This window comes from Paenibacillus sp. ov031, from assembly GCF_900143165.1.
Classification (GTDB): Bacteria; Bacillota; Bacilli; order Paenibacillales; family Paenibacillaceae; genus Paenibacillus; species Paenibacillus marchantiae.
This window is the reverse complement of record NZ_FRDO01000002.1, coordinates 135843-159967: the sequence shown is the minus strand read 5'-3', so window position 1 is coordinate 159967 and position 24125 is coordinate 135843. Positions and strand designations below refer to the sequence as shown.

At 47.0% G+C, this 24125-nt stretch carries 23 protein-coding genes and 1 riboswitch; all 23 genes read left to right on the top strand.

Annotated features, from left to right (window positions below; genetic code table 11):
- Positions 1 to 31 precede the first annotated feature (31 nt).
- The 23 genes from BUA17_RS11005 (at position 32) to murA (ending at position 24105) form a co-directional block, all read left to right on the top strand.
- Positions 32 to 1252 carry an FtsW/RodA/SpoVE family cell cycle protein gene (locus BUA17_RS11005; protein WP_072733630.1) on the top strand — a complete coding sequence of 407 codons (1221 nt, stop codon included), beginning with the start codon at positions 32 to 34 and terminating at the stop codon, positions 1250 to 1252.
- A 213-nt stretch (positions 1253 to 1465) separates the two neighbouring features.
- The gene (locus tag BUA17_RS11000; protein ID WP_072733629.1) at positions 1466 to 2686 is read left to right on the top strand and encodes an FtsW/RodA/SpoVE family cell cycle protein; all 1221 of its coding nucleotides are present in this window, start codon (positions 1466 to 1468) and stop codon (positions 2684 to 2686) included.
- Between the two features lie 753 nt (positions 2687 to 3439).
- The gene (locus tag BUA17_RS10995) at positions 3440 to 4999 is read left to right on the top strand and encodes a glycosyl hydrolase family 18 protein (protein ID WP_072733628.1); all 1560 of its coding nucleotides are present in this window, start codon (positions 3440 to 3442) and stop codon (positions 4997 to 4999) included.
- A 299-nt stretch (positions 5000 to 5298) separates the two neighbouring features.
- Positions 5299 to 5958 carry a stage II sporulation protein R gene (gene spoIIR / locus BUA17_RS10990; protein ID WP_072733627.1) on the top strand — a complete coding sequence of 220 codons (660 nt, stop codon included), beginning with the start codon at positions 5299 to 5301 and terminating at the stop codon, positions 5956 to 5958.
- Positions 5959 to 6205: 247 nt separating this feature from the next.
- Positions 6206 to 7399 carry an L-threonylcarbamoyladenylate synthase gene (locus BUA17_RS10985; protein ID WP_072733626.1) on the top strand — a complete coding sequence of 398 codons (1194 nt, stop codon included), beginning with the start codon at positions 6206 to 6208 and terminating at the stop codon, positions 7397 to 7399.
- Between the two features lie 172 nt (positions 7400 to 7571).
- The gene (locus tag BUA17_RS10980) at positions 7572 to 8132 is read left to right on the top strand and encodes a manganese efflux pump MntP (RefSeq protein WP_063568347.1); all 561 of its coding nucleotides are present in this window, start codon (positions 7572 to 7574) and stop codon (positions 8130 to 8132) included.
- A gap of 126 nt (positions 8133 to 8258) precedes the next feature.
- A complete protein-coding gene (locus BUA17_RS10975; protein WP_063568348.1) occupies positions 8259 to 8831 on the top strand; it encodes a low molecular weight protein arginine phosphatase in 573 nt (190 codons plus the stop codon).
- A 116-nt stretch (positions 8832 to 8947) separates the two neighbouring features.
- A riboswitch (ZMP/ZTP riboswitch) is annotated at positions 8948 to 9029 on the top strand.
- Positions 9030 to 9170: 141 nt separating this feature from the next.
- On the top strand, positions 9171 to 9764 hold the full coding sequence (locus BUA17_RS10970) for a TIGR01440 family protein (protein ID WP_063568349.1): 594 nt from the start codon (positions 9171 to 9173) through the stop codon (positions 9762 to 9764).
- A gap of 233 nt (positions 9765 to 9997) precedes the next feature.
- A complete protein-coding gene (gene glyA, locus BUA17_RS10965) occupies positions 9998 to 11245 on the top strand; it encodes a serine hydroxymethyltransferase (RefSeq protein ID WP_162842473.1) in 1248 nt (415 codons plus the stop codon).
- Between the two features lie 423 nt (positions 11246 to 11668).
- A complete protein-coding gene (gene upp, locus BUA17_RS10960) occupies positions 11669 to 12298 on the top strand; it encodes a uracil phosphoribosyltransferase (protein ID WP_053782842.1) in 630 nt (209 codons plus the stop codon).
- A 223-nt stretch (positions 12299 to 12521) separates the two neighbouring features.
- Complete coding sequence (gene wecB, locus BUA17_RS10955) at positions 12522 to 13679, top strand: non-hydrolyzing UDP-N-acetylglucosamine 2-epimerase (protein WP_072733625.1); 1158 nt, start codon at positions 12522 to 12524, stop codon at positions 13677 to 13679.
- A 186-nt stretch (positions 13680 to 13865) separates the two neighbouring features.
- Complete coding sequence (locus BUA17_RS10950; RefSeq protein ID WP_063568352.1) at positions 13866 to 14120, top strand: AtpZ/AtpI family protein; 255 nt, start codon at positions 13866 to 13868, stop codon at positions 14118 to 14120.
- A complete protein-coding gene (locus BUA17_RS10945; RefSeq protein WP_063568353.1) occupies positions 14113 to 14493 on the top strand; it encodes an ATP synthase subunit I in 381 nt (126 codons plus the stop codon). The genes BUA17_RS10950 and BUA17_RS10945 overlap by 8 nt, the downstream gene beginning before the upstream one ends.
- A 41-nt stretch (positions 14494 to 14534) precedes the next feature.
- Entirely contained in the window at positions 14535 to 15353 is an 819-nt protein-coding gene (atpB, locus tag BUA17_RS10940) for a F0F1 ATP synthase subunit A (protein ID WP_063568354.1), read from the top strand.
- A gap of 76 nt (positions 15354 to 15429) precedes the next feature.
- Positions 15430 to 15654 carry a F0F1 ATP synthase subunit C gene (atpE, locus tag BUA17_RS10935; protein WP_062321699.1) on the top strand — a complete coding sequence of 75 codons (225 nt, stop codon included), beginning with the start codon at positions 15430 to 15432 and terminating at the stop codon, positions 15652 to 15654.
- Positions 15655 to 15768: 114 nt separating this feature from the next.
- Positions 15769 to 16257, top strand: coding sequence for a F0F1 ATP synthase subunit B (gene atpF / locus BUA17_RS10930; RefSeq protein ID WP_063568355.1), 489 nt, complete (start codon positions 15769 to 15771; stop codon positions 16255 to 16257).
- Positions 16254 to 16802 carry a F0F1 ATP synthase subunit delta gene (locus tag BUA17_RS10925; protein ID WP_064641894.1) on the top strand — a complete coding sequence of 183 codons (549 nt, stop codon included), beginning with the start codon at positions 16254 to 16256 and terminating at the stop codon, positions 16800 to 16802. The genes atpF and BUA17_RS10925 overlap by 4 nt, the downstream gene beginning before the upstream one ends.
- A gap of 16 nt (positions 16803 to 16818) precedes the next feature.
- Complete coding sequence (gene atpA / locus BUA17_RS10920; protein WP_063568357.1) at positions 16819 to 18333, top strand: F0F1 ATP synthase subunit alpha; 1515 nt, start codon at positions 16819 to 16821, stop codon at positions 18331 to 18333.
- A gap of 209 nt (positions 18334 to 18542) precedes the next feature.
- Positions 18543 to 19415, top strand: coding sequence for an ATP synthase F1 subunit gamma (atpG, locus tag BUA17_RS10915; RefSeq protein ID WP_063567727.1), 873 nt, complete (start codon positions 18543 to 18545; stop codon positions 19413 to 19415).
- Between the two features lie 94 nt (positions 19416 to 19509).
- Positions 19510 to 20913 (top strand): F0F1 ATP synthase subunit beta, encoded by a 1404-nt coding sequence (atpD, locus tag BUA17_RS10910; RefSeq protein WP_063567728.1) that lies wholly within the window; start codon positions 19510 to 19512, stop codon positions 20911 to 20913.
- A 59-nt stretch (positions 20914 to 20972) separates the two neighbouring features.
- The gene (locus tag BUA17_RS10905; RefSeq protein WP_062321712.1) at positions 20973 to 21377 is read left to right on the top strand and encodes a F0F1 ATP synthase subunit epsilon; all 405 of its coding nucleotides are present in this window, start codon (positions 20973 to 20975) and stop codon (positions 21375 to 21377) included.
- Positions 21378 to 21980: 603 nt separating this feature from the next.
- The gene (locus BUA17_RS10900; protein ID WP_062321714.1) at positions 21981 to 22238 is read left to right on the top strand and encodes a DUF1146 family protein; all 258 of its coding nucleotides are present in this window, start codon (positions 21981 to 21983) and stop codon (positions 22236 to 22238) included.
- A 520-nt stretch (positions 22239 to 22758) separates the two neighbouring features.
- Positions 22759 to 24105 carry a UDP-N-acetylglucosamine 1-carboxyvinyltransferase gene (murA, locus tag BUA17_RS10895; protein WP_083678749.1) on the top strand — a complete coding sequence of 449 codons (1347 nt, stop codon included), beginning with the start codon at positions 22759 to 22761 and terminating at the stop codon, positions 24103 to 24105.
- Positions 24106 to 24125: the final 20 nt, after the last annotated feature.

The window sequence follows — 24125 nt, the reverse complement described above, 5'->3', positions numbered from 1 at the left end:
GATTGCTGAATGCTTGGAGGAACATAACTACATGCTGCATAAATTCAAAAAAATAGACTATTCGATTGTTTTTATATTGCTCATACTGATGGCTATTAGTATTTTGTCGATTTATAGTACCACCTTCGGCAGACCAAAGCTGGAGGGACTCACGAAAAGTGCAGTGATGTATTATATTTTGGGCTTCGTGGTCTTTTTTGGGATGTCGATGATCAACTACAAATTCATTATCAAAAATTATTTGTATATCTATGGCGTGGGTATGCTGCTGCTCATTTTCGTTATGTTCTTTGGTAAAGAATATTATGGCGCCAAAGGTTGGCTATCCATATTCGGAGTCAGTTTGCAGCCTGCTGAATTGTTCAAGTTATGCCTGATTGTTTTTTTATCGGCCTTTTTAGCCAGAAAAAAGAATCGTCCGCTTTATTTTGGACGTGATGTCATTCCGATCTCACTCTGTGTACTGCCGCCATTACTACTCGTATTACTTCAAAATGACTTGGGGAATGCGTTAAGTTATGTGGTCATTCTTGTGGGGCTATTATGGATTGGTAATATTAAATTTACTCATGCCCTTATTGGTTTTATTATCGCTGTGGCTGCTTTTATCGGTGGTATACAGGCTTATATTCATTATCACGATGAGATTGTCAAATTTCTGAAGGATGTTGGACGTTCGCACTGGGCAGATCGTTTCGATCCATGGCTTGTGCCGGATTTGACCTCAAGAGATGTTCTCTGGCAGACGTATAACGCGAAGCTTGCAATTGGTTCTGGCGGCATTACGGGAAAAGGGTATTTGGAAGGAACAACGATTCAGTCGAATCGGGTGCCACTGGCATATGCCGATTCGATCTTTGTACAGATTGGGGAGGAATTCGGTTTTATAGGTGCATCCGTGTTGCTGCTACTGTACTTTATTCTTATTCACAGGCTTGTGCTGATTGCGTTGGAATGTAAGGACAGGGCAGGGCCATATCTGATTGTCGGTATTATAGCGATGCTGCTCTACCAGATTTTTGTTAATATCGGTCCGTTCATTGGTCTGATGCCGCTGACTGGGATTACCTTGCCGTTTATTAGTTCGGGTGGTACCTCAATTATGATCAACATGATCAGTATGGGGATTGTGATGAGTATCAAGGTTCACACGGAAGAGAACGAGGATATCCTTGGTTCCGCAGAACAACCAGGCATTACAGAACTGGTCATGAAGCTAGTTAGACGCAAATCAACACAGCAGGAGCAATAGTCTTTATCCTAGGACAGACTCTTTGCAAATGAATACGATATAAGTTAACCCTGAAATCAACAGATCGGAGCAAGACAGATCTGTGAGTTTCAGGGTTTTTCGTTGTTTTGTTTGACGGATTTCCATTTTCCCTTCCAATTCTATACAATGGTAATATTAAATACTAATGGAAATAATTATTGGGTGTTGAGCCTCAGGGGGATACGTGGGAACATGCTGAGAATGCTGAAGAAGATGGACGGGGTTATTCTGTTTGTGTTGCTGCTGCTTATGGTCATGAGTGTATTTACGGTGTACAGTGCGATTCAGTCCGATCCGAAATTGGGCAATCATCATATCAAAACCTTGCAGTTTTACGGAATTGGATTCGTAGCCCTCATTGGTATTGGATTGGTCAATTATAAACTGTATATCCAATATGCGTTTTATATTTACGGGTTTGGGATTGTCCTGTTGATTCTTGTTAATTTCATAGGGGGCACGATCAATAATGCGAATGGCTGGATAAAGATTAATGATTATCTTTCTTTTCAACCTGCAGAGTTGTTTAAAATGATCTTGATTCTGTTTCTGGCTCATGTATTGGTCAAAAGAAAAAATTCTACGCTTCGTTTCTGGAAAGACATCGTTCCTATTGGTTTATGGACGTTCGTTCCCTTTGCACTCGTAATGATTCAGAATGATCTGGGCAACGCCCTTGGATACATCGTGATTCTGGTCGCTGTGTTATGGATAGGGAATATCAAGTGGTCGCATGCACTAATTGCTCTTGCCATTGTGGGGATAACCTTTTTTGGATTCGTCAAAGCATATACGTCATATCACGATGAGATTTTTACCTTTCTGGAAAAGGCGAACCGGGAGCACTGGGCCGAGCGTATTGATCCTTGGCTTGTACCGGATAAAGCAACGTCGAAAGCTTCCTGGCATACGAAAAATGCGGGTCTCGCCATAGGCTCGGGGGGCATAACAGGCAAAGGCTATATGCAGGGAACATCCGTCCAATCGGGGCGTGTACCGTATACGTATTCGGATTCCATTTTTGTGGTCATTGCCGAGGAGTTTGGTTTTGTAGGTGGATCTGTTCTGCTCTTAATGTATTTTATCCTCATTCATCGTATGGTGTTAATCGCTTTACACTGTAGAGACCGGGCGGGACCTGTCGTGATTGTGGGGATTATCGGCATGTTGTTATATCAGGTGTTTGAAAATATTGGTGCTTTCCTTGGGCTGATGCCGCTTACGGGCATTACGCTGCCATTTATCAGCTATGGAGGCACTTCGTTGCTCATTAATATGGCATGTATCGGGCTGGTGATGAGCATTAAATTGTATGGCCAGGAAGAAGAGGACGAGCTTCTTATAGGTGAACAACGACCTACCTTACTGGAACGTTTATCGAGTATGGTCAAAAAGGAAAAGACAACAGCGTAATCTTGAAGTTTCGTATGATTCATCTCTGCTAGGGACATCCAGCTTCTCATTAAGAGGGGGAATATGTTATGGAGCAGTAAGTGATTTGTTTGTTATTCTGATCTTTGCCTGCGCAGCCAGGTGAAGATCTTTTTTTTTGTTAAAAAGGCAAGGCGATCTTTGGAACTTTGAATGAATGCCAAATTTAAATTTTATTGACAAATATTTCAATTCTGTATTATCCTAATTTTAACTAGATTATATACGTATTTTACCCGCCTACTTACACTCTACACGTCAGACAGTAATCAATACTTTGAAAGTCGGTTATCAACCTACTCCTCATCCATGCAACCAGTCATGCCAATGATGAATGTAATTGTAATTTCGTTGGTGTACTTCTTCCCTAGATTATCAAAATTGTTCAGCGACAAATTTCCTTTGATATCCCATTGCCCTTCAGCTCAACGTACTATGATCCTTTTTGAGTTAGCCTATTTTTTCTGCGAATCTATGTATTCCATCCACGAATGTTCAGCGGCTCAGGTTCCTTTTTCTTTAATGAAATCGATTACATTTAATTGTAAACGCTTCCTTTATTTCGAGTCTGATTGGAACAGAAAGGGTGGAAAAGCGATGTGGATAAACAAACATAGCCTTTCAGCGGCATTAACGAGAGAAGCAGCAGGGAGTACAGGGCGTGATCCTCCTGCTAACCAAAACGTGAGGCTACCGCTGAATTCCTAAAATTAAAACCCAAAGGAGAGTTAAGTGATGAACCTAAATCGAGTTGGTACGATCCCTTCATTTGTAAAAGTGTTCATGCTCTTGTTTTTATCTTTTGCACTAACCGTTTCAACATTTGCCTTCGGACCAGCGAAACAAGCTGACGCAGCTCCTCTTCCAAAGAAAATTATTGCTTACGTGGCTGGTTGGGCTAATTGGACCGCGAATGATATCAAGGCAGAACAGCTCTCTCATATCAATTACTCCTTTGCACTCATCTCTAACGGCAAAGCAACCATTACAAACTCGGATCGTACCAAACTGCAACTTATGGTTGGACTGAAATCCAGAAACCCTGATCTGAAGGTGATATTGTCTGTTGGTGGCTGGGGAGCTAACGGTTTTTCAGACGCTGCGCTAACGGACGCCTCACGCACAACATTTGCCGACAGCATTGTGCAGTTGGTAACCTCCAACAATCTGGACGGCGTCGATCTGGATTGGGAATATCCGACCAACCCTGCTGCCGGTACAACTGCACGGCCGCAAGATAAACAAAACTTCACACAACTGCTCTCGAAGGTTCGTGAGAAGCTGAATGCTCAAGGACAAATGAATGGAAAACAATATCTGCTGACCATTGCCTCCGGAGCGAGCAGCAGTTATCTGAATGGTGTGGAAATCAATAATATCACGCCTCTGCTCGATTGGATCAATCTGATGACTTACGATTTTCATGGAACCTGGGACGCAACCACAGGTCATCATACGAATCTGTCCGGAAGAGATATTAGTGTAACGTCTGCGGTCAATCTGTTCAGAAATAGCGGTGTTCCCGCGAATAAACTGGTTATTGGCGGAGCCTTTTACGGCCGGGCTTGGACTGGTGTCCAGAATTCGAACAATGGTCTGGACAGGCCAGCTTCGGGTGGTTTTGAACCCGACTACAACACTATTGTCAGCCAATATTTGAATAAAAACGGGTATACACGGTACTGGGACAGCAGTGCCCAAGCTCCTTATCTGTTTAATGGGAATACCTTTATCTCCTATGACGACCCGCAATCGCTCAGCCTGAAGGTGCAATATGTGAAAAACAGCAATCTGGGTGGCATCATGTTCTGGGAGTACAGCAATGACCGCTCAGGTGCGCTGCTTCAAGCCGTATATTCGGAGGTTACGGGTGGGGGCACGGTGCAGCCTCCGAATCCAAGTGGATACAACTATCTGGTTGCTCAAGCCAATCAGCAAATCATCTCTGCCGAGAATCAAGGCAATGACCAGCTTGTCGCCAATCGGACGACGGCAGGAGACTGGGAGCTTTTTGAATGGATCACGAACTCCGATGGAACGGTGTCCCTCAAGTCCAAAATCAATAATAAATATGTCACAGCGGATGTTAATATGGGTGGGGCCCTGATCGCAAAAGCCACAACCATTCAGCAATGGGAGAAGTTCAATCGTGTGGATTTGGGTGATGGAACAATCGCGTTGCAGGCTCTCGCCAATAATCTGTATGTGACCTGTGATCTGAATAACGGCGGTAAACTTGTAGCGAGCCGCAATTCGGTTGGCGGGGCTTGGGAAGCTTTTCGGGTGAATAAGTAACCGAGAAGCCGAGAAGCAAGGGCATCCATACAGCATGCTAATTGGAATATCAAGGGTAGGTTAGAGTTTTAGATTTATCAAAGAAGTGCCAGCCGACAAGCGTTCCATAGGCAGGCGCTTCTTTGATTTTCGTCATACATAAAGCGAACTAACAGTCCTTTCGTTTTAAGTATTACCCGCCTATTAAAATTTTAGTAGATTTGTAATCTAGCAGGTTTACTTCCGTCTCTTCCGGGCATACTGATAGACATGAGAGAGTTACAGGGATCATGATCACGGGAGCCGAGGGGGAGAACGGAATGAGCAGAAGAATCGCGAAACAAATTGGACTTATAATTGTATGTCTTATGATGATTATTATGATGTGGGAAGGTCAGAAAACCGATGCAGCTGTGGCGGCCACAGCCATTCCGGAACAATCCATTCGCTTGCGTATTCTGGCAAACTCGGATGCAGCGGGAGATCAGTTGGTCAAACGCGAGATTCGGGACGCCGTCGTTGCCCAAATGAATGGGTGGGTAACCGAACTGGAGAATCCGCAAAGTCTGGAAGAAGCGCGTGGGGTCATCCGTCAGCATTTATCTGAAATCGAGGATCGTGTAGGAGAAGAGCTTGCCAATCGTGGCCTAACCTATTCATATCAGGTGGAACTTGGGGTTGTTCCGTTTCCAACCAAATTATATGGGGGTACCGTATATCCGGCTGGAGATTACGAAGCAGTGCGGATAACACTGGGAAAAGGTGAGGGACAAAACTGGTGGTGTGTGTTGTTTCCACCATTATGCTTCATAGATGCAGGAACAGGTGATGCGCTGGCGAAGCCTGCAACAGCATCTGCAGCTGCCGTAGAGCCTGGGGACGCACAAGCATCTGTGCAGGCAGCTACACCAGAAGCGCGTTTCTTCCTGTGGGATATGGCGGTCAAATTGTGGGATTGGGTGACGGGATTGTTTGCATAACTGTATAACATGCTGCTGGATATAAGCTTTATCAGGGGACTTCGATTCATGGAAGTGCCCTTTTGTTTTATCATAGGCTCGAGTCAAAGATCGCATGATGTTAATCGCTGGGAAGATTCAGACCGCATCCTTGGGCAGAGCAGATATGTTATAATTATAGGAATCAGAAAACATAAGCGAAGAAGGCATCTCGGAAGCGGAATGTCTTGCATTAACTACCCTACTGAAGTTTAGGAATGATGGATATATGACGAGAGAGAACGAGCAATTGCATCAGTCTTCCATGAAAGGCATGGAGAACGATGAAAGTACAGAGAAAATGGTTACAAGTATGTGGGATGTCAATGTACTGGTAACCAATGAGAACAAGAATGACGTGGCAAAAGGGAGTGCGTATAAACAGGCTCTTGCTGACTTACAGGATGCCGCAGCCTGTCTTCGTCAAGGACAGACCGTGGCATTCCCAACCGAGACGGTATACGGTCTTGGCGCAGACGCTCGCAGTACAGCTGCGGTTGAAGCTGTATTTGCAGCCAAAGGGAGGCCTTCGGACAATCCGCTGATTGTGCATATTGCACAGCGTGACCAGTTGGATTCACTGGTCACGGAAGTGAATGGCACAGCGGAGGCGCTGATGACGGCCTTCTGGCCGGGGCCGCTTACGCTTGTGCTGCCGGTTAGGCCAGGGGTGGTATCCCCGCGGGTTACCGCCGGTTTGGACACGGTGGCCGTGCGTATGCCGGATCATCCGGTGGCCTTGCAGTTGATCGCGGCGGCGGAATGCCCGGTCGCCGCGCCGAGCGCCAACCGCTCCGGGCGGCCAAGCCCGACACTCGCAGCACATGTGCGCGAGGATCTGGCAGGCCGCATCGGCGGCATCGTGGACGGCGGCCCCACCGGGGTGGGCGTCGAGTCCACGGTGGTGCAGGTCGGTGACGACGGTACCGTCACCATCCTGCGCCCTGGCGGCATTACGGCGGAACAGCTGTCCGCCGTTGCCGCCCGTGTCGCCACGGACCCGGCGCTGCTCGCCGAGGGGCCCGGTGGCGATGACAGCCCGGCGCCGCGCTCGCCGGGCATGAAGTACACGCACTACGCGCCCACAGGTGCGCTGTGCGTGGTGGAGGGGCCGCCCGCAGCGGTGGCGGCCTGGATCAGCGCCGCCCTCGCAGAGGCGGCGCTGCGCGGGGAGCGCACCGCAGTGCTGGCGTTCGCCGAGCACGCGGAGCAGTACCGCGCCGATGCCGTGTTCTCGCTGGGCGAAGCCAGCGAGCTGGAGGAAGCAGCGCGCCGGCTGTACGCCGCGCTGCGTAGCTGCGATGAGCAAGGCGCCACATATATTGTGGCTGAAGCCTGCTCGCGCGAAGGACTGGGAGCAGCCGTCATGAACCGGCTGCTCAAGGCGGCAGGTCACCGACTCATTCAGGTCGGTGACCGATAGCTCCCTTTTTCCATAATATCGCTAGAATATTTCCCTCTGGCACTCGTCCTCTAGTTACGACTAGCAATTCCATTTTTTTGAGCTGGGATTGCAAAATGTCTTCTCAGGTCATGTTTATGTCCTTGTCCGCATAAGGTGTACAAGAACCTTTACGTGACTTGGGGGTATGGGGATGTGGGATGTGTCTGCCCATGTAGGGCAGTTGGTAACCATTTTGATTATGGCCGTCGCTCTCGGACTCGACGCGTTCTCACTCGGCATCGGGATTGGTATGAAGGGCATTCGTATGAGAGACGTATTGCGAATCAGTACCGTAACGGCCCTGTTTCACATCATCATGCCGCTCATCGGCATGTATACGGGCAAATATGTCAGTTCCTTGCTTGGTGACATTACGACGTATGCAGCTGGCGGTCTGCTGGTCCTGCTCGGCGCCCATATGATCTTGAACGCTTTCCGGGAGGGAGATACCAAACTGGTGGATCATCGATCTTTGCTCGGTGTGATACTGTTCTCACTGAGTGTCAGTGTGGATTCGTTTTCCGTTGGAGTCTCGCTCGGCATGTTCAGCAGTGACTTGGTGTTAACGGTACTGGCTTTTGGTGTCTGTGGTGGAGCAATGTCCGTCATGGGTCTGATGTTGGGACGGCGTGTGAGCCAGAATATGGGCGATTACGGAGAAGCGGTCGGCGGAGCGATCTTGCTCGCTTTTGGACTTTTGTTTATATTTTAAAAAAAACGACGTTAACCATAATTACAGCCTAGTGCAGTCTTCAATATATAGTTAAGAGTTTCATTGGTTCAGATGGAGTTTCAAACATGATTCGACAACATTTGCAAAATGGGGAGGCTAACCACAATGAAACATATTTTGTTTGTATGTACAGGGAATACATGTCGCAGCCCCATGGCGGAGGGACTTTTACGTAAACTGGCGTCTGAGCGGGGCATTCAGGTGGACGTTCGTTCCGCAGGTGTAGCCGCAACAACGGGCATGCCGATTTCCCGTCATGCGGAGGCTGTATTAAGGGATCACAACGTTGAGGGACCCCCACATTCGACGCTTCTTAGCTCCAACCTAGTCGGCTGGGCCGACCTGATTCTCACGTTAACACGCAGTCATAAACAGCATGTCATGCAGGTTTTTCCTGACTCGGTACACAAGACGTATACCTTGAAAGAGTATGCGGAAAATGACGAACAAGTCTTGAATGATCTTCAGGAATTGGACAGCCTGTTTGCAACATTCGAAATGAAACGTGCGCTAGGTCAGGAGATTTTGGCATCTGAACGTGAGCGGGCAATCGAGATCAGACAACGCATTCCGAGCTTTGATATTTCGGACCCGTTTGGCGGCAGTCGCGACGATTACAACATCGCTGCGGCAGAGATTCGGACTGCGCTCGATAGACTTTTGGACAAGTTGGAGTAATTGGATTCGTTTAATCATTCCCAGGTACCGATAGATTTCCATATAAAAAACGTACATGGGATGTAAATTACCCGTTGATTTTAAACGCAGGTTGTTTTATGATGAATGGGAAAACAGGGATCCGGTGTAACTGGCGACGAAGTGGGCATAACCACGATGGAGCACCGGAACAAACGGCCGGTCGCCTGGGCAAAAGAGCAATTCTGCGTTACCCGCAGACTGCTCTTTTTTTCGTCTTTCATCTGATTATTCGCTATAATAGTACCTGAAATGCCATACAAGAGAATACCAAGGGCAGCCAAGAGGAAGCCGGGCATGATTTTATCGGGAGGCGATAGGATGACTATTGAGTTAGATTCGGAACAACCCGGATTGCATGAACAGACCGCATCCATTCTGCGTGAACTGGCGCTTGCCGGACAGCTTGGACCTGGACAGATCGTTGTGATCGGTACAAGTACAAGTGAAGTTGCAGGCAAACGGATTGGTACAAGCGGTGCTGTTGAAGTAGCGCAGCAGCTTCTTGCGGGTATACGCGAGGTGCAGCAGGAGTTCGGTTTTGATGTTGTATTCCAATGCTGTGAGCACCTGAACCGTGCGCTGGTTATGGAGCGTTCACTGCTTACACGTCTTGGATTGACTGAAGTGGGTGCAGTACCTGTGCCCAAAGCAGGTGGTTCCATGGCATCCGCAGCGTATCGCTCGCTGACCGATCCATGCCTGGCTGAACATGTGCAGGCCCATGCGGGACTGGATATTGGGGAGACGATGATTGGCATGCATTTGCGGCATGTGGCAGTACCTTTCAGAACAGCACTCCGCTACATCGGTGATGCCCGTGTAACTACAGCACTGACCCGTCCGAAGTTGATTGGCGGCGAGCGTGCAGTGTATCGTATGGAAGAGCAACCAGATTCGACATTTTGTGACTGATATCTTCAACCTATTTAAAGCCAAATTAGACTTTACACGAAAACGGAGAGTGCAACACCAATCTGAAGAAGCAAAGCGTTCGCCTTTATCCCCGGATTTCCCCCTTATTATAAGGGAGTTCAGAAAAATCTGGGGATAACAGCGATCGGAAGATGGTGATGCAATCGAAGTCAGGAGTGTAACCACTGTAGTTTCGCTTTATAAATTCACTTATAACTGGGAGGAATTTAATCATGGAACAATTGCGCAAGAATGACCCGGCAGTACTGGAAGCGATGAATCTTGAACTGAAACGTCAACAAAACAACATTGAGCTGATCGCGTCCGAGAATATCGTAAGCGAAGCGGTTATTGAGGCAATGGGATCTGTACTTACTAACAAGTACGCTGAAGGATATCCAGGCAAACGATACTACGGTGGTTGTGAGCATGTGGATATCGTAGAAGATATCGCGCGTGATCGTGCCAAAGAATTGTTTGGAGCAGAACATGTGAATGTTCAACCTCACTCCGGTGCACAAGCGAACATGGCAGTATACCTTGCGGCTCTGAAACCAGGTGATACTGTGCTTGGTATGAACCTTGCGCATGGCGGACACCTCACACATGGTAGCCCGGTTAATGCTTCCGGATTGCTGTACAATTTCGTGGCTTACGGTGTACAAGAAGATACATTCCTGATTGATTATGATGAAGTGCGCAAAGCGGCATTTAAACATCGCCCTCGTATGATCGTTGCAGGTGCAAGTGCATATCCGCGTATCATTGATTTTGAAAAGCTTGCTTCCATCGCTAATGATGTAGGTGCTTTGTTCATGGTGGATATGGCTCACATTGCAGGACTGGTAGCTGCAGGCTTGCATCCAAGCCCGGTTCCACATGCGCATTTCGTAACGACAACAACTCACAAAACGCTGCGTGGACCTCGTGGTGGTATGATTCTGTGCCGCAAAGCTTGGGCAGCAGCGATTGATAAAGCGGTATTCCCTGGTTCCCAAGGTGGACCTCTGATGCACGTGATTGCTTCCAAAGCGGTAGCATTCGGTGAAGCACTGCAACCTTCGTTCAAAACGTATGCACAAAACGTGGTAAAAAATGCACAAGTATTGGCTGAAACGCTGATTGCTGAAGGATTGAACATCGTATCCGGCGGTACAGACAACCACTTGATGCTGATCGACACACGCAGCGTGAATATCACAGGTAAGGAAGCTGAGCATGTACTTGATTCCATCGGCATTACCGTGAACAAAAATGCAATTCCGTTTGACCCAACTAGCCCGTTTGTAACGAGCGGTATCCGTATCGGTACACCTGCAGCTACTTCCCGTGGTATGAACGAAGAAGCGATGGTAGCTATTGGTAAGATCATTGCGAAAACATTGAAAAACCCTAAAGATACAGCTAAATTGGATGAAGCCCGTGCTGAAGTAACGGCACTTACGGACCAATTCCCGCTCTACACTGACCTTAAATACTAAAAAACTTGCTCATGGTGTTTGTATTTGAGATGTTCTTATGTAAACACTCAGACGGAGCAAACCGAAAGAACCTGAAGAAGCGTAGCGCTCGCCTTTATCACCGGAATTCCACCATTTATTAATGGATCAAAAGAATTCTGGGGATAACAGCGATCAGAAGGTCATTCGGTTTGCGGAGCTTCATAGTGTTTACACATTTTTAACATTCAACTGACATAACAGCGAGAGCAAAAAGGACCGGAAGACTCATTTTTCCGGTCCTATTTTTATAGGATTCGGTTTTCTGTAATGATTAAGTGCCCTTTGATGGTGTAATTCGGAGTAGGTGATGATATAATATACAGGATTTATCGGGCCTATGAATGATGATTAGGCATATTTGGTAATGCTGAACATGAAGAACATACCGGAGGGACAAATTAGATGGGAAAATTAGTAATATGTGATCACCCTTTGATTCAACACAAACTGACGTTTATACGCGACATGCGTACGAATACGAAAGATTTTCGTGAATTGGTGGATGAAGTGGCTACACTGATGGCTTATGAGATTACAAGAGATGTTGAGCTGGAAACTATTGATGTACAGACACCAGTAGCTGAAACACAAGGAAAAGTCATTTCCGGACGTATGCTTGGGCTGGTGCCGATTTTGCGTGCGGGCCTTGGGATGCTGGATGGTGTTGTCAAATTGCTGCCGGCGGCAAAAGTTGGACATGTAGGTTTGTTCCGTGACCCGGAAACCCTGCAACCTGTTGAATACTACACCAAGCTGCCTACGGACGTGACAGAGCGTCAGTTGATTGTCATCGACCCGATGCTGGCAACTGGCGGTTCTGCCATTGCTGCTATTGATGTGCTCAAAAAACGCGGCTGCACGCAAATCAAAATGATGAACCTTGTTGCAGCTCCTGAAGGAGTAAAAGCTGTTCAGGATGCGCATCCGGATGTAGACATCTACGTTGCTGCACTGGACGATCGTCTGGATGATCACGGCTATATCGTTCCCGGACTGGGGGATGCAGGAGACCGTCTATACGGCACTAAATAAGCATATCGCATGCTTTGTAAGAGGTTGTTCAAAAAGTCCAATTTTGATTACGAAGGATGCCCAAGGGCATCATCGACATCGAATATGAAATTCAGCCGAAATGTCCGTTGCTCACGTAGTTTTCCCTACGCTCCGCTACTCCATTTCTACCTTCATTCCATATTCTTGGTACTGAAAACCGGACTTTTTGAACATGAACTTATAGAAAAGGGGCTTTGCTTCAATGTCCAAGAAAATTAAAGTCATGACGATATTCGGGGTGCGCCCGGAAGCCATCAAGATGGCTCCGCTTATTTTGGAACTGCAGAAACATCCCGAATCTATTGAATCGATCGTTTGCGTTACTGCACAGCATCGTCAGATGCTGGATCAGGTTCTTGAAGTATTCGATATTCATCCAGACTACGATCTGGATGTGATGAAAGATCGCCAGACGTTGAATGAAATTACGATTCGTGTGCTGGGAGGCCTGGAGCCGGTTTTGCGTGAAGCAAAGCCGGATATCGTGTTGGTTCACGGTGATACGCTGACAACGTTTGTAGCCAGCTATGCTGCGTTCCTGCAGCAGATTCAGGTGGGGCATGTGGAAGCAGGTCTTCGCACGTGGAACAAGCTCTCTCCATATCCGGAAGAAATGAACCGTCAGTTAACCGGTGTGCTTGCTGACTTGCATTTTGCACCGACGGACTGGTCTTCTTCCAACCTTGCCAAAGAAAATAAATCGGAGTCTAGTACGTATGTCACAGGCAACACGGTAACAGATGTGTTTCAATATACAGTACGGCAGGATTACACACATCCGGTACTAGATTGGGCACAGGGCAAGCGTCTTGTGCTGATGACAGCTCACCGCCGTGAATCCCAAGGCGAGCCTCACCGTAACATTTTCCAGGCCGTCAAACGGATTGCCGACGAGTTTGAGGATATTGCCATCGTGTATCCGGTACATCTAAGTCCTGCTGTGAAGGAGCCGGCTCACGCGATTTTGGGGAATCACCCCCGTATTCAACTTATTGATCCACTAGACGTGGTGGATTTGCATAACTTTTACCCGCATACTCACTTGATTTTGACAGATTCAGGAGGTTTGCAGGAAGAAGCGCCTTCGTTTGGTGTGCCTGTTCTCGTCCTTCGGGATACAACGGAGCGTCCGGAAGGAATTGAGGCTGGAACACTGGAGCTGGTGGGTACCGAAGAGGAACGTGTATATGAGCGCACCAAAGCTCTGCTTACAGACGAAACACTGTATGCAAGCATGAGTCAGGCTGCCAATCCTTATGGTGATGGACATGCTTCAGAAAGAATTGTCAATGCGATTTTGCATCATTTTGGTGTGAATAGTGAACGTCCGGAATCATTTCACAGAAAATTCAAAAAATAATTCATTTTTTCTAACGGATTATTAAAGGGTACAGCATACAGTTAAACTGTACGGTTTACGCGGGTTTATGGGCTCTGAGGGCCTGTATTCCCGTCGTTTTCCCCTTTAAAACGCTAAAATCATTCAATTGACAAAGGCTCTCATCATTCAGTAAAATTAACTGGGATTGCAAGGGTGGCGTGGAAAATGGCCGATTCGAACAAACCAAATTCATCCCGTAACCATGACGATAATGTATGGAAAGCGATGGGGCTCGTGACAGCTTTTGGAATCGAGATTGCCATTCTCGCTGTTGCCGGATATTACGTTGGCTCCTGGGTGGACAAGACCATCGGGGGTAGCGGAATATGGATCGCCGTAAGCGTTCTCTTTTTTTTGGCAGCAGGCGGCGTAAGCATCTACTTTATCGCGAAAAAATTCATGGGGGAAAGTGATGAGTGAACTAACCAGATACCGCAGATGGATGACTGTTTTCATCATGTACTTTCTTATGATTTGTTTTCTAGCAGCGGCCTTTCTGCCCCGTGTGGAAACAATAGCTTTGGGACTGGCCCTAGGAACGGTGATCAGTTGGATCAACGCGTCTTATCTGGGTCGCAAAGTCAGGAGAATGTTGGATGGTGCAGCGGAAGGAAACCTTAAGCGTGTGAACCTGGGATTTTTGACTAGAGCAGCTCTCGCAGTACTCGCTGTTTTCGTGGCGATGCAGTATCCGCAATACTTCAATTTATATGCGGTTGTAGTTGGCTTGGTCATAGCGCAATTTTCCTTACTATTTATAGGGATATTGTTGTCCCGCAAAGCAGACTCATAGAGGTGCTGCAAGCTTTCGAATGAGAAAGGGGTGAGAAAAATATGCATGAATCTCCGATAATTAACCTGGGTGGGTTCCATCTGGATTTGTCTGTTCTGCTGATGCTGATCGTAACATCCGCCATTGTATTTATTGTTGCAAAACTGGCTACGCGGAACTTGTCAGTGGAAAATCCGGGCAAAATGCAAAACTTCCTAGAGTGGGCGATTGAGTTTGTACGTAACCTGATCTCGAGCACGATGGACATGAAGAAGGGGCAGCATTTCCTTACCTTGGCAACCACAATGATTATGTTTATCTTTGTGGGAAACATGTTGGGTCTCCCTTTGGGCTTTGTAACTGGGGCTACGGATGCAAGCCAAGCTGAAATCTTTGGCAAGCCAATTGTCTCCGTCCAAGAAGCGTTCCATGAAGCTCATGAGAAGAATCCTGAAGCTCATCCACATATCGAAGTTGCCTGGTGGAAATCACCTACGGCTGACCTTTCGGTAACCATGGGTCTAGCGTTGATCGCATTTGCTATCGCGCATGGATTGGGACTTTTCCGTAACACCAAAGCGTATCTCAAGCATTATTTCCAACCACACTGGCTGTTCTTCCCAATCAACATTGTGGAGACGGCATCCAAGTTGTTGACACACGGTATGCGTTTGTTCGCCAACATCTTTGCAGGTGAGGTTCTGATCTCCACGATTATGAAACTTACAGCATTCAAATGGATTGGCGCAATTGCAGCAATTCCGCTGTTGACGGCATGGCAGGGATTCAGTATTTTCATCGGAGCCATACAGGCATTCGTATTTACGGTTTTGATGATGGTATACATATCACAAACCGTCGAATCGCATGAGGAACATTAAGATTCAGGTCCAATACGGTTAAACCTGTAGGGCTGAACTATAAAATTTGAACGAACATTCTAAGGAGGATATACAAATGGGAGCAATGGCATTAGTGGCAGCAGGAATTGTTGCAGGATTGGGCGCACTTGGCGCAGGTATCGGTAACGGTTTGGTAATTAGCAAAACGGTGGAAGGTATTGCACGTCAACCGGAAGCAAAATCCACTCTTCAAACAACAATGTTTATCGGTGTAGGTTTGATCGAGGTATTGCCGATCATCGGTGTAGTACTCGCGTTCATGTTCTACGGAGCGGCTTAATAAAATCAGTGCAGGTTTGGCGGGGAAGGCCACAGCCATCCGCGCCTTCTTTTTAGGTAGCGTCCGTAAACCGGAGTTGCGGCCTGAGGATACCTTCAGGAAGGAGTGAACAGATTGAATTTCGTATGGGAAAATACAGTTCTGGCGATTATAGCATTTGGTATTTTATATTGGCTGCTTAGCCGTTATGCATTTGGTCCACTTTTCTCCATTATGGAAAAACGTCGTGAGCTCGTATTGGCGCAAATGAATGAGGCTGCCCAAACGCGGGATCAGGCTATTGCCTATGTTGAGGAACAGAAGCAGGCTCTTGAAAAAGCGCGTAAAGATGCTTATGACATCATTGAACAATCCAAACAAACAGGCGGCAAACAGGCTGAAACGATTCTGGCGGATGCAAAAGCAGAAGCGAATCGCCTAAAAGACGATGCTGTGCGTGAGATTGAGAGCGAGAAGAACAAAGCGGTTGCAGCCCTTCGCAGCGAACTGGGTACAGCTTCCGTTCAAATCGCTTCCAAGCTGATCAAAAAAGAAGTTGAGAACGGTCCTGCACAAGAGGAGCTTGTGAACCAATACCTCAATGAGGTAGGAGGCCGACAATGAGCCGCGATACGATTGTTGCTAAGCGTTATGCGAAAGCATTGTTTGAAGTTGCTCTCGGACAGCAGAAGGTGCTTGAAGTCGAACAAGAGCTACGTACTGTTGTAATTGCCATCACTGGTGATGCGGAAATCGGTAAATTTATCGAGTCACCCAACATCTCTGAAGAGGCAAAACAGAATGTACTTCGCACAAGTCTTGACGGCAAGGTGTCTGAACCTGTTCTGAAAACCGTCTTGCTTTTGATTGAGCGTGGACGCGTTGAACTGCTGGAAGCTCTGCTGAATGATTATGTGAAGATCGAGGGCGAATCGCTCGGCATAGCCGATGCACGCGTGTACTCGACTTATGCCTTGAATGATGAAGAACAAGAAGCGGTAGCCCGTGAATTCGGTGGCCGTGTGAATAAAAAGATCCGTATCGAGAACATTGTCGATCCGACTTTGCTGGGCGGATTGAAAGTTGCCATTGGCGATACGATCTATGACGGTAGCTTGGCTGGCAAGCTTGAACGTCTTGAGCAGTCTTTTAACAGACGAGTACAGTAGATTGGGGTGAGGACACTTGAGTATCAAACCAGAAGAAATCAGTACATTAATTAAGAGCCAGATCGAACAATACAAGAACGATATCGATGTAGTCGAAGTCGGGACGGTTATTGAGGTTGGTGATGGTATCGCTCGTGTCTACGGACTTGAGAATGTCATGTCCAACGAGTTGGTTGAATTCCCAAGCGGTGTTATGGGTCTCGCCATGAACGTGGAAGAGAGCAACGTCGGTATCGTTATCCTGGGACCTTACTATGATATTCGTGAAGGCGACCAAGTAAAACGTACCGGTCAAATCATGCAAGTGCCTGTTGGCGAAGCATTGATTGGACGCGTTGTTAACCCGCTCGGTATTCCAGTGGATGGCAAAGGGCCAATCGCTACAACGGAATTCCGTCCGGTTGAAGGTAAAGCACCAGGCGTAATGGATCGTAAATCGGTTCATGAGCCGATGCAAACAGGGATTAAAGCCATTGACGCAATGGTTCCAATCGGTCGCGGACAACGTGAGTTGATCATCGGTGACCGTCAAACAGGTAAAACATCAATCGCGATTGATGCCATCCTGAACCAAAAAGGTAGCGGCATGAAATGTATCTATGTTGCTATCGGTCAAAAACAATCTACAGTTGCACAAGTCGTAGAAACTCTTCGTCGTAAAGGCGCAATGGAGTACACGATTGTTGTAACTGCAGCAGCATCTGACCCATCACCATTGTTGTACATCGCACCGTATTCCGGTTGTTCGATGGGTGAGTACTTTATGTACAAAGGTGAGCACGTTTTGGTCATCTACGATGATTTGACCAAACAAGCTTCCGCATACCGTGAGCTTTCCTTGCTGCTTCGCCGTCCACCGGGCCGTGAGGCTTATCCGGGTGACGTCTTCTACCTGCACTCCCGTTTGCTGGAGCGTGCAGCGAAGCTGAATGATGAGCTCGGTGGTGGTTCTTTAACCGCACTGCCGTTCATTGAAACACAAGCTTCCGACGTATCTGCTTACATTCCGACGAACGTAATCTCCATTACGGACGGACAAATCTTCTTGGAAGCTGACTTGTTCAATGCTGGACAACGCCCGGCGATCAACGTAGGTATCTCCGTATCCCGTGTTGGTGGTTCTGCTCAGATCAAAGCGATGAAAAAAGTTGCAGGTTCCCTGCGTCTCGACCTCGCTCAATATCGTGAGCTTCAAGCGTTCTCCCAGTTCGGTTCCGATCTGGATAAAGCGACTCAGGCCCGCCTGAATCGTGGTGCTCGTATGATGGAAATCCTGAAGCAAGGTGTAAACCAGCCTCTGCCTGTAGAACAACAGGTAGTCAGCTTGTACACAGCGGTTAAAGGGTTCCTGGATGAGATTCCTACAGGTGATGTTACTCGTTTCGAGGGTGAGTTCCTCGCGTTCATGGAGAGCAGCCATCCGGAAATTCTTGGGTCCATCCGTGATACAAAAGAATTGACTGCAGACAATGAATCCGCTCTGAAAGATGCTATTGAGAAGTTCAGAAAGAGCTTTGCTGTCTCTGTCTAAATAGATGATATGCAGTTGCGGAGTTGTTTAACCGATTCCGCATGTCTGCATGTAAAACTTTGATCTATCAAAGTTTCAATATGCTTACGAAGTAGTTTTGACTATGTCAAAACTAGTGAATGCTTACGAAGTAACTTTGGCTCGCCAAAGTTTAAGTTTGGGCTTACGAAGTAGTTTTGACTACGTCAAAACTTGAAGGTGGTGAAATCATGGCAAAAGGCATGCGCGAAATAAAGCGGCAAATTAAAAGCGTACAAAGCACCAAGCAGATCACCAAAGCAATGGAAATGGTAGCTGCCGCAAAACTGCGTAAAGCGCAGGAAAAAGCGGAAGCAGCTCGTCCTTATTCGGAGAAGCTGAAAGAAGTTGTGGCAAGTATTGCAAAAAGCACGCAAGGGGTTCAGCATCCGATGCTGGAAAGTCGTCCGGTCAAAAAGACAGCTTATCTGGTTATTACATCGGACCGCGGTCTTGCGGGTGGTTACAATGCGAATATTTTGCGTCAGGTCAACCTGACACTCAAAGAAAAGCACAACTCTCAGAATGACTACGAATTGTTCGTCATTGGACGTAAGGGACGCGATTATTTCAAACGACGTGAAATGGCGATGACATCCACTACAACGGATCTTTCCGATTCGCCATCATTTGCAGATATCAAATCCATCGCACACGAAGCTGTTAAAGGGTTTGAATTGGGTAAATTTGATGAATTGTACATTTGTTATAACCGCTTTGTAAATGCGTTGACCCAGATTCCTACGGTAGAACGTCTTCTTCCGATGGAAACACCTGAGGTAACTGCTGCAGAAGGACCGACTGCAAGCTACGAGTATGAGCCGTCTCCTGAAGCAGTACTGGAGGTTTTGCTTCCGCGTTATGCGGAAACGCTGATCTATGGTGCTCTTCTGAACGGTAAAGCGAGTGAGCTGGGTGCGAAAATGACGGCCATGGGTAATGCAACCAAAAATGCATCTAAACTCATTAATGACTTGTCATTGACCTATAACCGTGCCCGTCAAGCGGCGATCACGCAGGAGATTACGGAAATTGTGGCAGGTGCCAACGCAGCACAAGGCTAACCGTTTTTTATTAATGAAGGCTTGCAGAGCAAAGATAAACGAACGGTACATTATTTTTGCAAAAGTAGCAGGCTTGTAGGAGGGGAACGTTAAGATGAACAAAGGACGCGTTGTGAGCATCATGGGTCCGGTTGTTGACGTCGAGTTTGATCGCGGCGGTCTGCCGGAAATCCTCAATGCCATTACGATCACTACAGTAAGCGAAGCCGGCGTAAGTGTTAATCTGACACTCGAAGCTTCGAAACATCTGGGTGACAACCGGGTACGTTGTATCGCGATGTCCTCCACGGACGGACTCGTTCGTGGTATGGAAGCCGTAGATACAGGAGCTCCAATCTCTGTACCTGTTGGGGAAGCGACACTGGGTCGTGTATTTAACGTACTCGGCGAAGCCATTGATACTGGCGGCACTGTAGCTGCTGCACATAAAAATCCGATTCACCGCTCGGCTCCTGCATTTGATGAACTGACTACCCAGGCTGAAATGCTGGAGACAGGAATCAAAGTTATCGACTTGTTGGCTCCTTACGCCAAAGGTGGTAAAATCGGTCTCTTCGGTGGTGCCGGTGTAGGTAAAACCGTAACGATTCAGGAATTGATCAACAACATCGCACAAGAACACGGCGGTATCTCCGTATTCGCAGGTGTTGGTGAGCGTACACGTGAAGGTAATGACTTGTATCACGAGATGAGTGATTCCGGCGTTATCAACAAAACAGCAATGGTCTTCGGACAAATGAACGAGCCTCCAGGCGCACGTCTTCGTGTAGCCCTCACTGGTCTGACTATGGCGGAATACTTCCGTGATGAAGAAGGCCGTGATGTGTTGCTCTTTATCGATAACATCTTCCGTTTCACTCAAGCAGGTTCAGAAGTATCTGCCTTGCTCGGACGTATGCCTTCCGCGGTAGGTTACCAACCAACGCTGGCAACGGAAATGGGTCAACTGCAAGAACGTATCACTTCGACTAAAAAAGGTTCCGTAACATCCATCCAGGCCATCTACGTGCCTGCGGATGACTATACTGACCCGGCTCCAGCAACGACGTTTGCCCACTTGGACGCAACGACGAACCTGGAACGTAAAATTTCCGAGATGGGTATCTACCCTGCGGTAGATCCGCTGGCATCCAGCTCCCGGATCTTGTCCCCTGAAGTTGTAGGCGAAGAGCATTACAACGTAGCTCAAGGCGTTAAACGTATCTTGGCACGTTATAATGAATTGCAGGATATTATTGCGATTCTGGGTATGGACGAGCTGAGTGAAGAAGACAGAGCGCTCGTTTACCGTGCTCGTAAAATTCAACGTTTCTTGTCCCAGCCATTCCACGTTGCTGAAGCATTTAACGGTATTCCGGGTAAATACGTTCCGGTTAAAGAAACGGTGCGCAGCTTTAAAGAAATTCTCGAAGGCAAGCATGACGATCTTCCGGAAGCAGCTTTCCTCTTCGTGGGTACAATTGAAGAGGCAGTGGAGAAAGCCAAAACACTGGTATAATCTGAATCCAGGATTGTCCTTATGAAGCGAGCTATCGGATAGTTTCAGGAGGGATGGAATTGAGCACCTTTTTGTTGGAAATTGTAACGCCTGAGCGTTTGGTATTTACAGAGCAAGTGGATAGTATCATCGTTCGTGGTGTTGAAGGGGAACTGGGTATTATGCCAGGTCACATCCCTATGGTTACACCATTGCAGATCGCACCAATCATTATCAAAAACGGAAAACAGAACAAGCAGGTCGCTATTGGCGGCGGTTTTATCGAAGTCCGTAAAGATAAGGTTGTTGTCCTCGCAGAAAGTGCCGAATTCCCGGAAAGTATCGATGTGGACCGTGCGCGTGCGGCGAAAGAGCGGGCAGAACGCCGTCTCAGCAGCCAAAGCAATCAGGATCATTTTGATCACCGTCGGGCAGAGATTGCTCTGCAAAAAGCGGTTAACCGGATCAACGTATACGGCAAATAAACTGTTCATTGGAGCCTGGCGGCTTAGTCTGCCGGGCTTTTTTGAGTTTTTGGAACGTTGCCTTTTCCAGTTACAGTAAAATATATGGTCATTTTCTTCGGTTGAAGCTCTTGATTTAACGGCAAATAAAGTTAATTGTATTCACCGTTTATGGGCAGTTGAATAGAATGTAGGACTAAAGTCGTGGCGATAATGATCACTGTTGGAACCATTTTTAACGACGGAAATCCAAATTATTTCCGAGGAAATGACAGGATCGATATCGAAATAACGCTCTTTTATGTCGTTTTAGTCACAAAATCCCGGCATTTTGAATTTAAAATATTATCAAAGTGGAAATCAATGTAATTGACAATGTATGATGAAAGAGCCTATATTCCATAGAGTCAGCAGATGCAGGAAGCTGCGTTGATGAATTCCATAGTCATTCACAGCCAGATTGTTGCTGCTCCGTGATTGGGCATCCAGATTTCCTGCATAGCAGGAGTAAGTCTGACAGTAGGCTCAGTACGTTGTGTTCAAGTCATTCCATTGTTCTAACAAGTTATGGATGCCAGGCATAATTATGCTGATCGCTGCAACAAATGTGGAGGTAATGAATATATGGATACTGACCTGACGAATCAGTTGAACCAGACATTAAGTACGAATGGCTTAGTTTCGATTATCGTCTCTCTTTTATGTATAGCGTTGTCGTGGTGGGCTTTGCAGAATCTCAAGCTGGATTTAATCATCAGGCAGCCACGAGGAGCACAGGGAAGACTGTTACATTTACTGCTGGCCATTATACTTGGGCATGCTGTTTCAGGCTTTGTCATTGACTATTTGTCATGGACACAAATGTTGCGCCATTTGTTTTAATGTTGAGATGGTTGGTTAATCATCTGTTAGGTTCTTCAAGCAGTGTAATGTCGAATAACATCGATTAATTGTGTTAACAATTAGAGTATGAGTTGTCGGCAAAGAAATTAAGAAAAAAGTGTGACGTGGAATTGGATGAATTTGAGATGTTTTATGTAAAAATGCTTGTATCGTACAATTCAACAATGTTATGATGGAAGTTAGGGAATTCACAATTGTTCACTTATTTTGTGGTTATAAACGGGATATCCGGTTGAATCCGGCTACTAATCATCCCAATCTGTCTGTTCAGATGTTTGCTGGCCTGTAAGGCATTACATTTACAAGTCGGAGGGCATCATGCAACGCACGTGGTATCATCGATATGGATCATAAACCAATTCTTTTCTGAATAGACATCAAGGGCATTATTTGCCAGGCTATGTCGAAATTCCACACACAGCAACAGTCTTTTCTATTACAGAAGGGCTTACGTATTCCGGAATGAAGAAAAGGGAATAAAAGCGCGGAGGGAACCATGATGAGCAAATTTATCGTCCGCGGTGGCAAAAGGTTGACCGGAAGTGTCAAAGTTAGCGGCGCTAAAAATTCTGTTCTTCCGATCATCGCTGCCTCTCTCTTAGGGGAAGAAGGACAAAGCGTTATTATTGACGCTCCTCCTCTAGACGATGTGATGACGATTAACAAGGTGTTGGAATCGCTGGGAGCGGGTGTTACATACCGGGACGAAGTGATTACCGTAAATGCGGAGAAACTTACTTCCTGTGAGGCACCGTATGAATGGGTAAGTAAAATGCGGGCGTCATTTCTGGTCATGGGGCCATTGTTGACGCGTATGGGTCATACAAGAATTTCGCTTCCTGGTGGATGTGCCATCGGTACACGGCCTATTGATCAGCATTTGAAAGGTTTTGAAGCCATGGGCGCTGAGATCAGCTTGGGCCAAGGCTATATAGAAGCTCGTAGCCAAGGACGGTTGCGTGGCGCGAAAATTTATCTAGATGTGGCTTCTGTAGGTGCCACTCAAAATATTATGATGGCTGCAACATTGGCTGAAGGTGTAACTGTTCTTGAGAACGCGGCAAAAGAGCCAGAGATTGTGGATCTTGCCAACTTCCTGAATGGAATGGGTGCCAAAGTACGAGGTGCCGGAACAGGAGTCATCCGCATCGAAGGTGTGGAGAAACTGTCTGGCGTGAAGCATACCGTCATTCCGGACCGGGTTGAAGCAGGTACCTATATGGCTGCTGCTGCAATCTCCGGTGGTGATGTGTATATCGAAGGTGCGATTTCAGACCACTTGGGTTCTGTTATTGCGAAGCTGGAAGAGATGGGTGTAACCATTCATCCTGACGAGAATGGCGTTCGTGTCATTGCGGATCGTCCGCTCAAGGCTGTGGATGTGAAAACATTACCATACCCAGGTTTCCCTACCGATATGCAATCCCAAATGATGGCGCTTTTGCTTGCCTCTGAGGGAACCAGTGTTGTAACAGAGACTGTTTTTGAAAATCGCTTCATGCATGTGGATGAATTCCAATTGATGAATGCGGAGATCAAAGTTGAAGGACGTTCGTCCATCATCACGGGCAATGCCAAGCTGAAGGGTGCCAAAGTAACTGCTACCGATTTGCGTGCGGGTGCCGCACTTATTATCGCGGGTCTTGTTGCTGAAGGTACAACGGAAGTGGGCGGTGTTCATCACATCGACCGTGGCTACGTACATCTCGCTGAGAAGCTTAACGGACTTGGAGCCGATATTTATCGTATTTCGGTTGAAGAGCCTAAGCTGGATGCAGTTAAAGCATCGAATGAAAAAGTCGGGGAAGAAGTACCGCTGTTCAAAGTACAACCGACCTGGGCATAACATCGAATTGGACAATAGGC

Bases quoted from the DNA above. Each gene is read 5' to 3' on its own strand.
- BUA17_RS11005 (WP_072733630.1), top strand. From the start codon at position 32: ATGCTGCATAAATTCAAAAAAATAGACTATTCGATTGTTTTTATATTG.
- BUA17_RS11000 (WP_072733629.1), top strand. From the start codon at position 1,466: ATGCTGAGAATGCTGAAGAAGATGGACGGGGTTATTCTGTTTGTGTTG.
- BUA17_RS10995 (WP_072733628.1), top strand. From the start codon at position 3,440: ATGAACCTAAATCGAGTTGGTACGATCCCTTCATTTGTAAAAGTGTTC.
- spoIIR (WP_072733627.1), top strand. From the start codon at position 5,299: ATGAGCAGAAGAATCGCGAAACAAATTGGACTTATAATTGTATGTCTT.
- BUA17_RS10985 (WP_072733626.1), top strand. From the start codon at position 6,206: ATGACGAGAGAGAACGAGCAATTGCATCAGTCTTCCATGAAAGGCATG.
- BUA17_RS10980 (WP_063568347.1), top strand. From the start codon at position 7,572: ATGTGGGATGTGTCTGCCCATGTAGGGCAGTTGGTAACCATTTTGATT.
- BUA17_RS10975 (WP_063568348.1), top strand. From the start codon at position 8,259: ATGAAACATATTTTGTTTGTATGTACAGGGAATACATGTCGCAGCCCC.
- BUA17_RS10970 (WP_063568349.1), top strand. From the start codon at position 9,171: ATGACTATTGAGTTAGATTCGGAACAACCCGGATTGCATGAACAGACC.
- glyA (WP_162842473.1), top strand. From the start codon at position 9,998: ATGGAACAATTGCGCAAGAATGACCCGGCAGTACTGGAAGCGATGAAT.
- upp (WP_053782842.1), top strand. From the start codon at position 11,669: ATGGGAAAATTAGTAATATGTGATCACCCTTTGATTCAACACAAACTG.
- wecB (WP_072733625.1), top strand. From the start codon at position 12,522: ATGTCCAAGAAAATTAAAGTCATGACGATATTCGGGGTGCGCCCGGAA.
- BUA17_RS10950 (WP_063568352.1), top strand. From the start codon at position 13,866: ATGGCCGATTCGAACAAACCAAATTCATCCCGTAACCATGACGATAAT.
- BUA17_RS10945 (WP_063568353.1), top strand. From the start codon at position 14,113: ATGAGTGAACTAACCAGATACCGCAGATGGATGACTGTTTTCATCATG.
- atpB (WP_063568354.1), top strand. From the start codon at position 14,535: ATGCATGAATCTCCGATAATTAACCTGGGTGGGTTCCATCTGGATTTG.
- atpE (WP_062321699.1), top strand. From the start codon at position 15,430: ATGGGAGCAATGGCATTAGTGGCAGCAGGAATTGTTGCAGGATTGGGC.
- BUA17_RS10925 (WP_064641894.1), top strand. From the start codon at position 16,254: ATGAGCCGCGATACGATTGTTGCTAAGCGTTATGCGAAAGCATTGTTT.
- atpG (WP_063567727.1), top strand. From the start codon at position 18,543: ATGGCAAAAGGCATGCGCGAAATAAAGCGGCAAATTAAAAGCGTACAA.
- atpD (WP_063567728.1), top strand. From the start codon at position 19,510: ATGAACAAAGGACGCGTTGTGAGCATCATGGGTCCGGTTGTTGACGTC.
- BUA17_RS10900 (WP_062321714.1), top strand. From the start codon at position 21,981: ATGGATACTGACCTGACGAATCAGTTGAACCAGACATTAAGTACGAAT.
- murA (WP_083678749.1), top strand. From the start codon at position 22,759: ATGAGCAAATTTATCGTCCGCGGTGGCAAAAGGTTGACCGGAAGTGTC.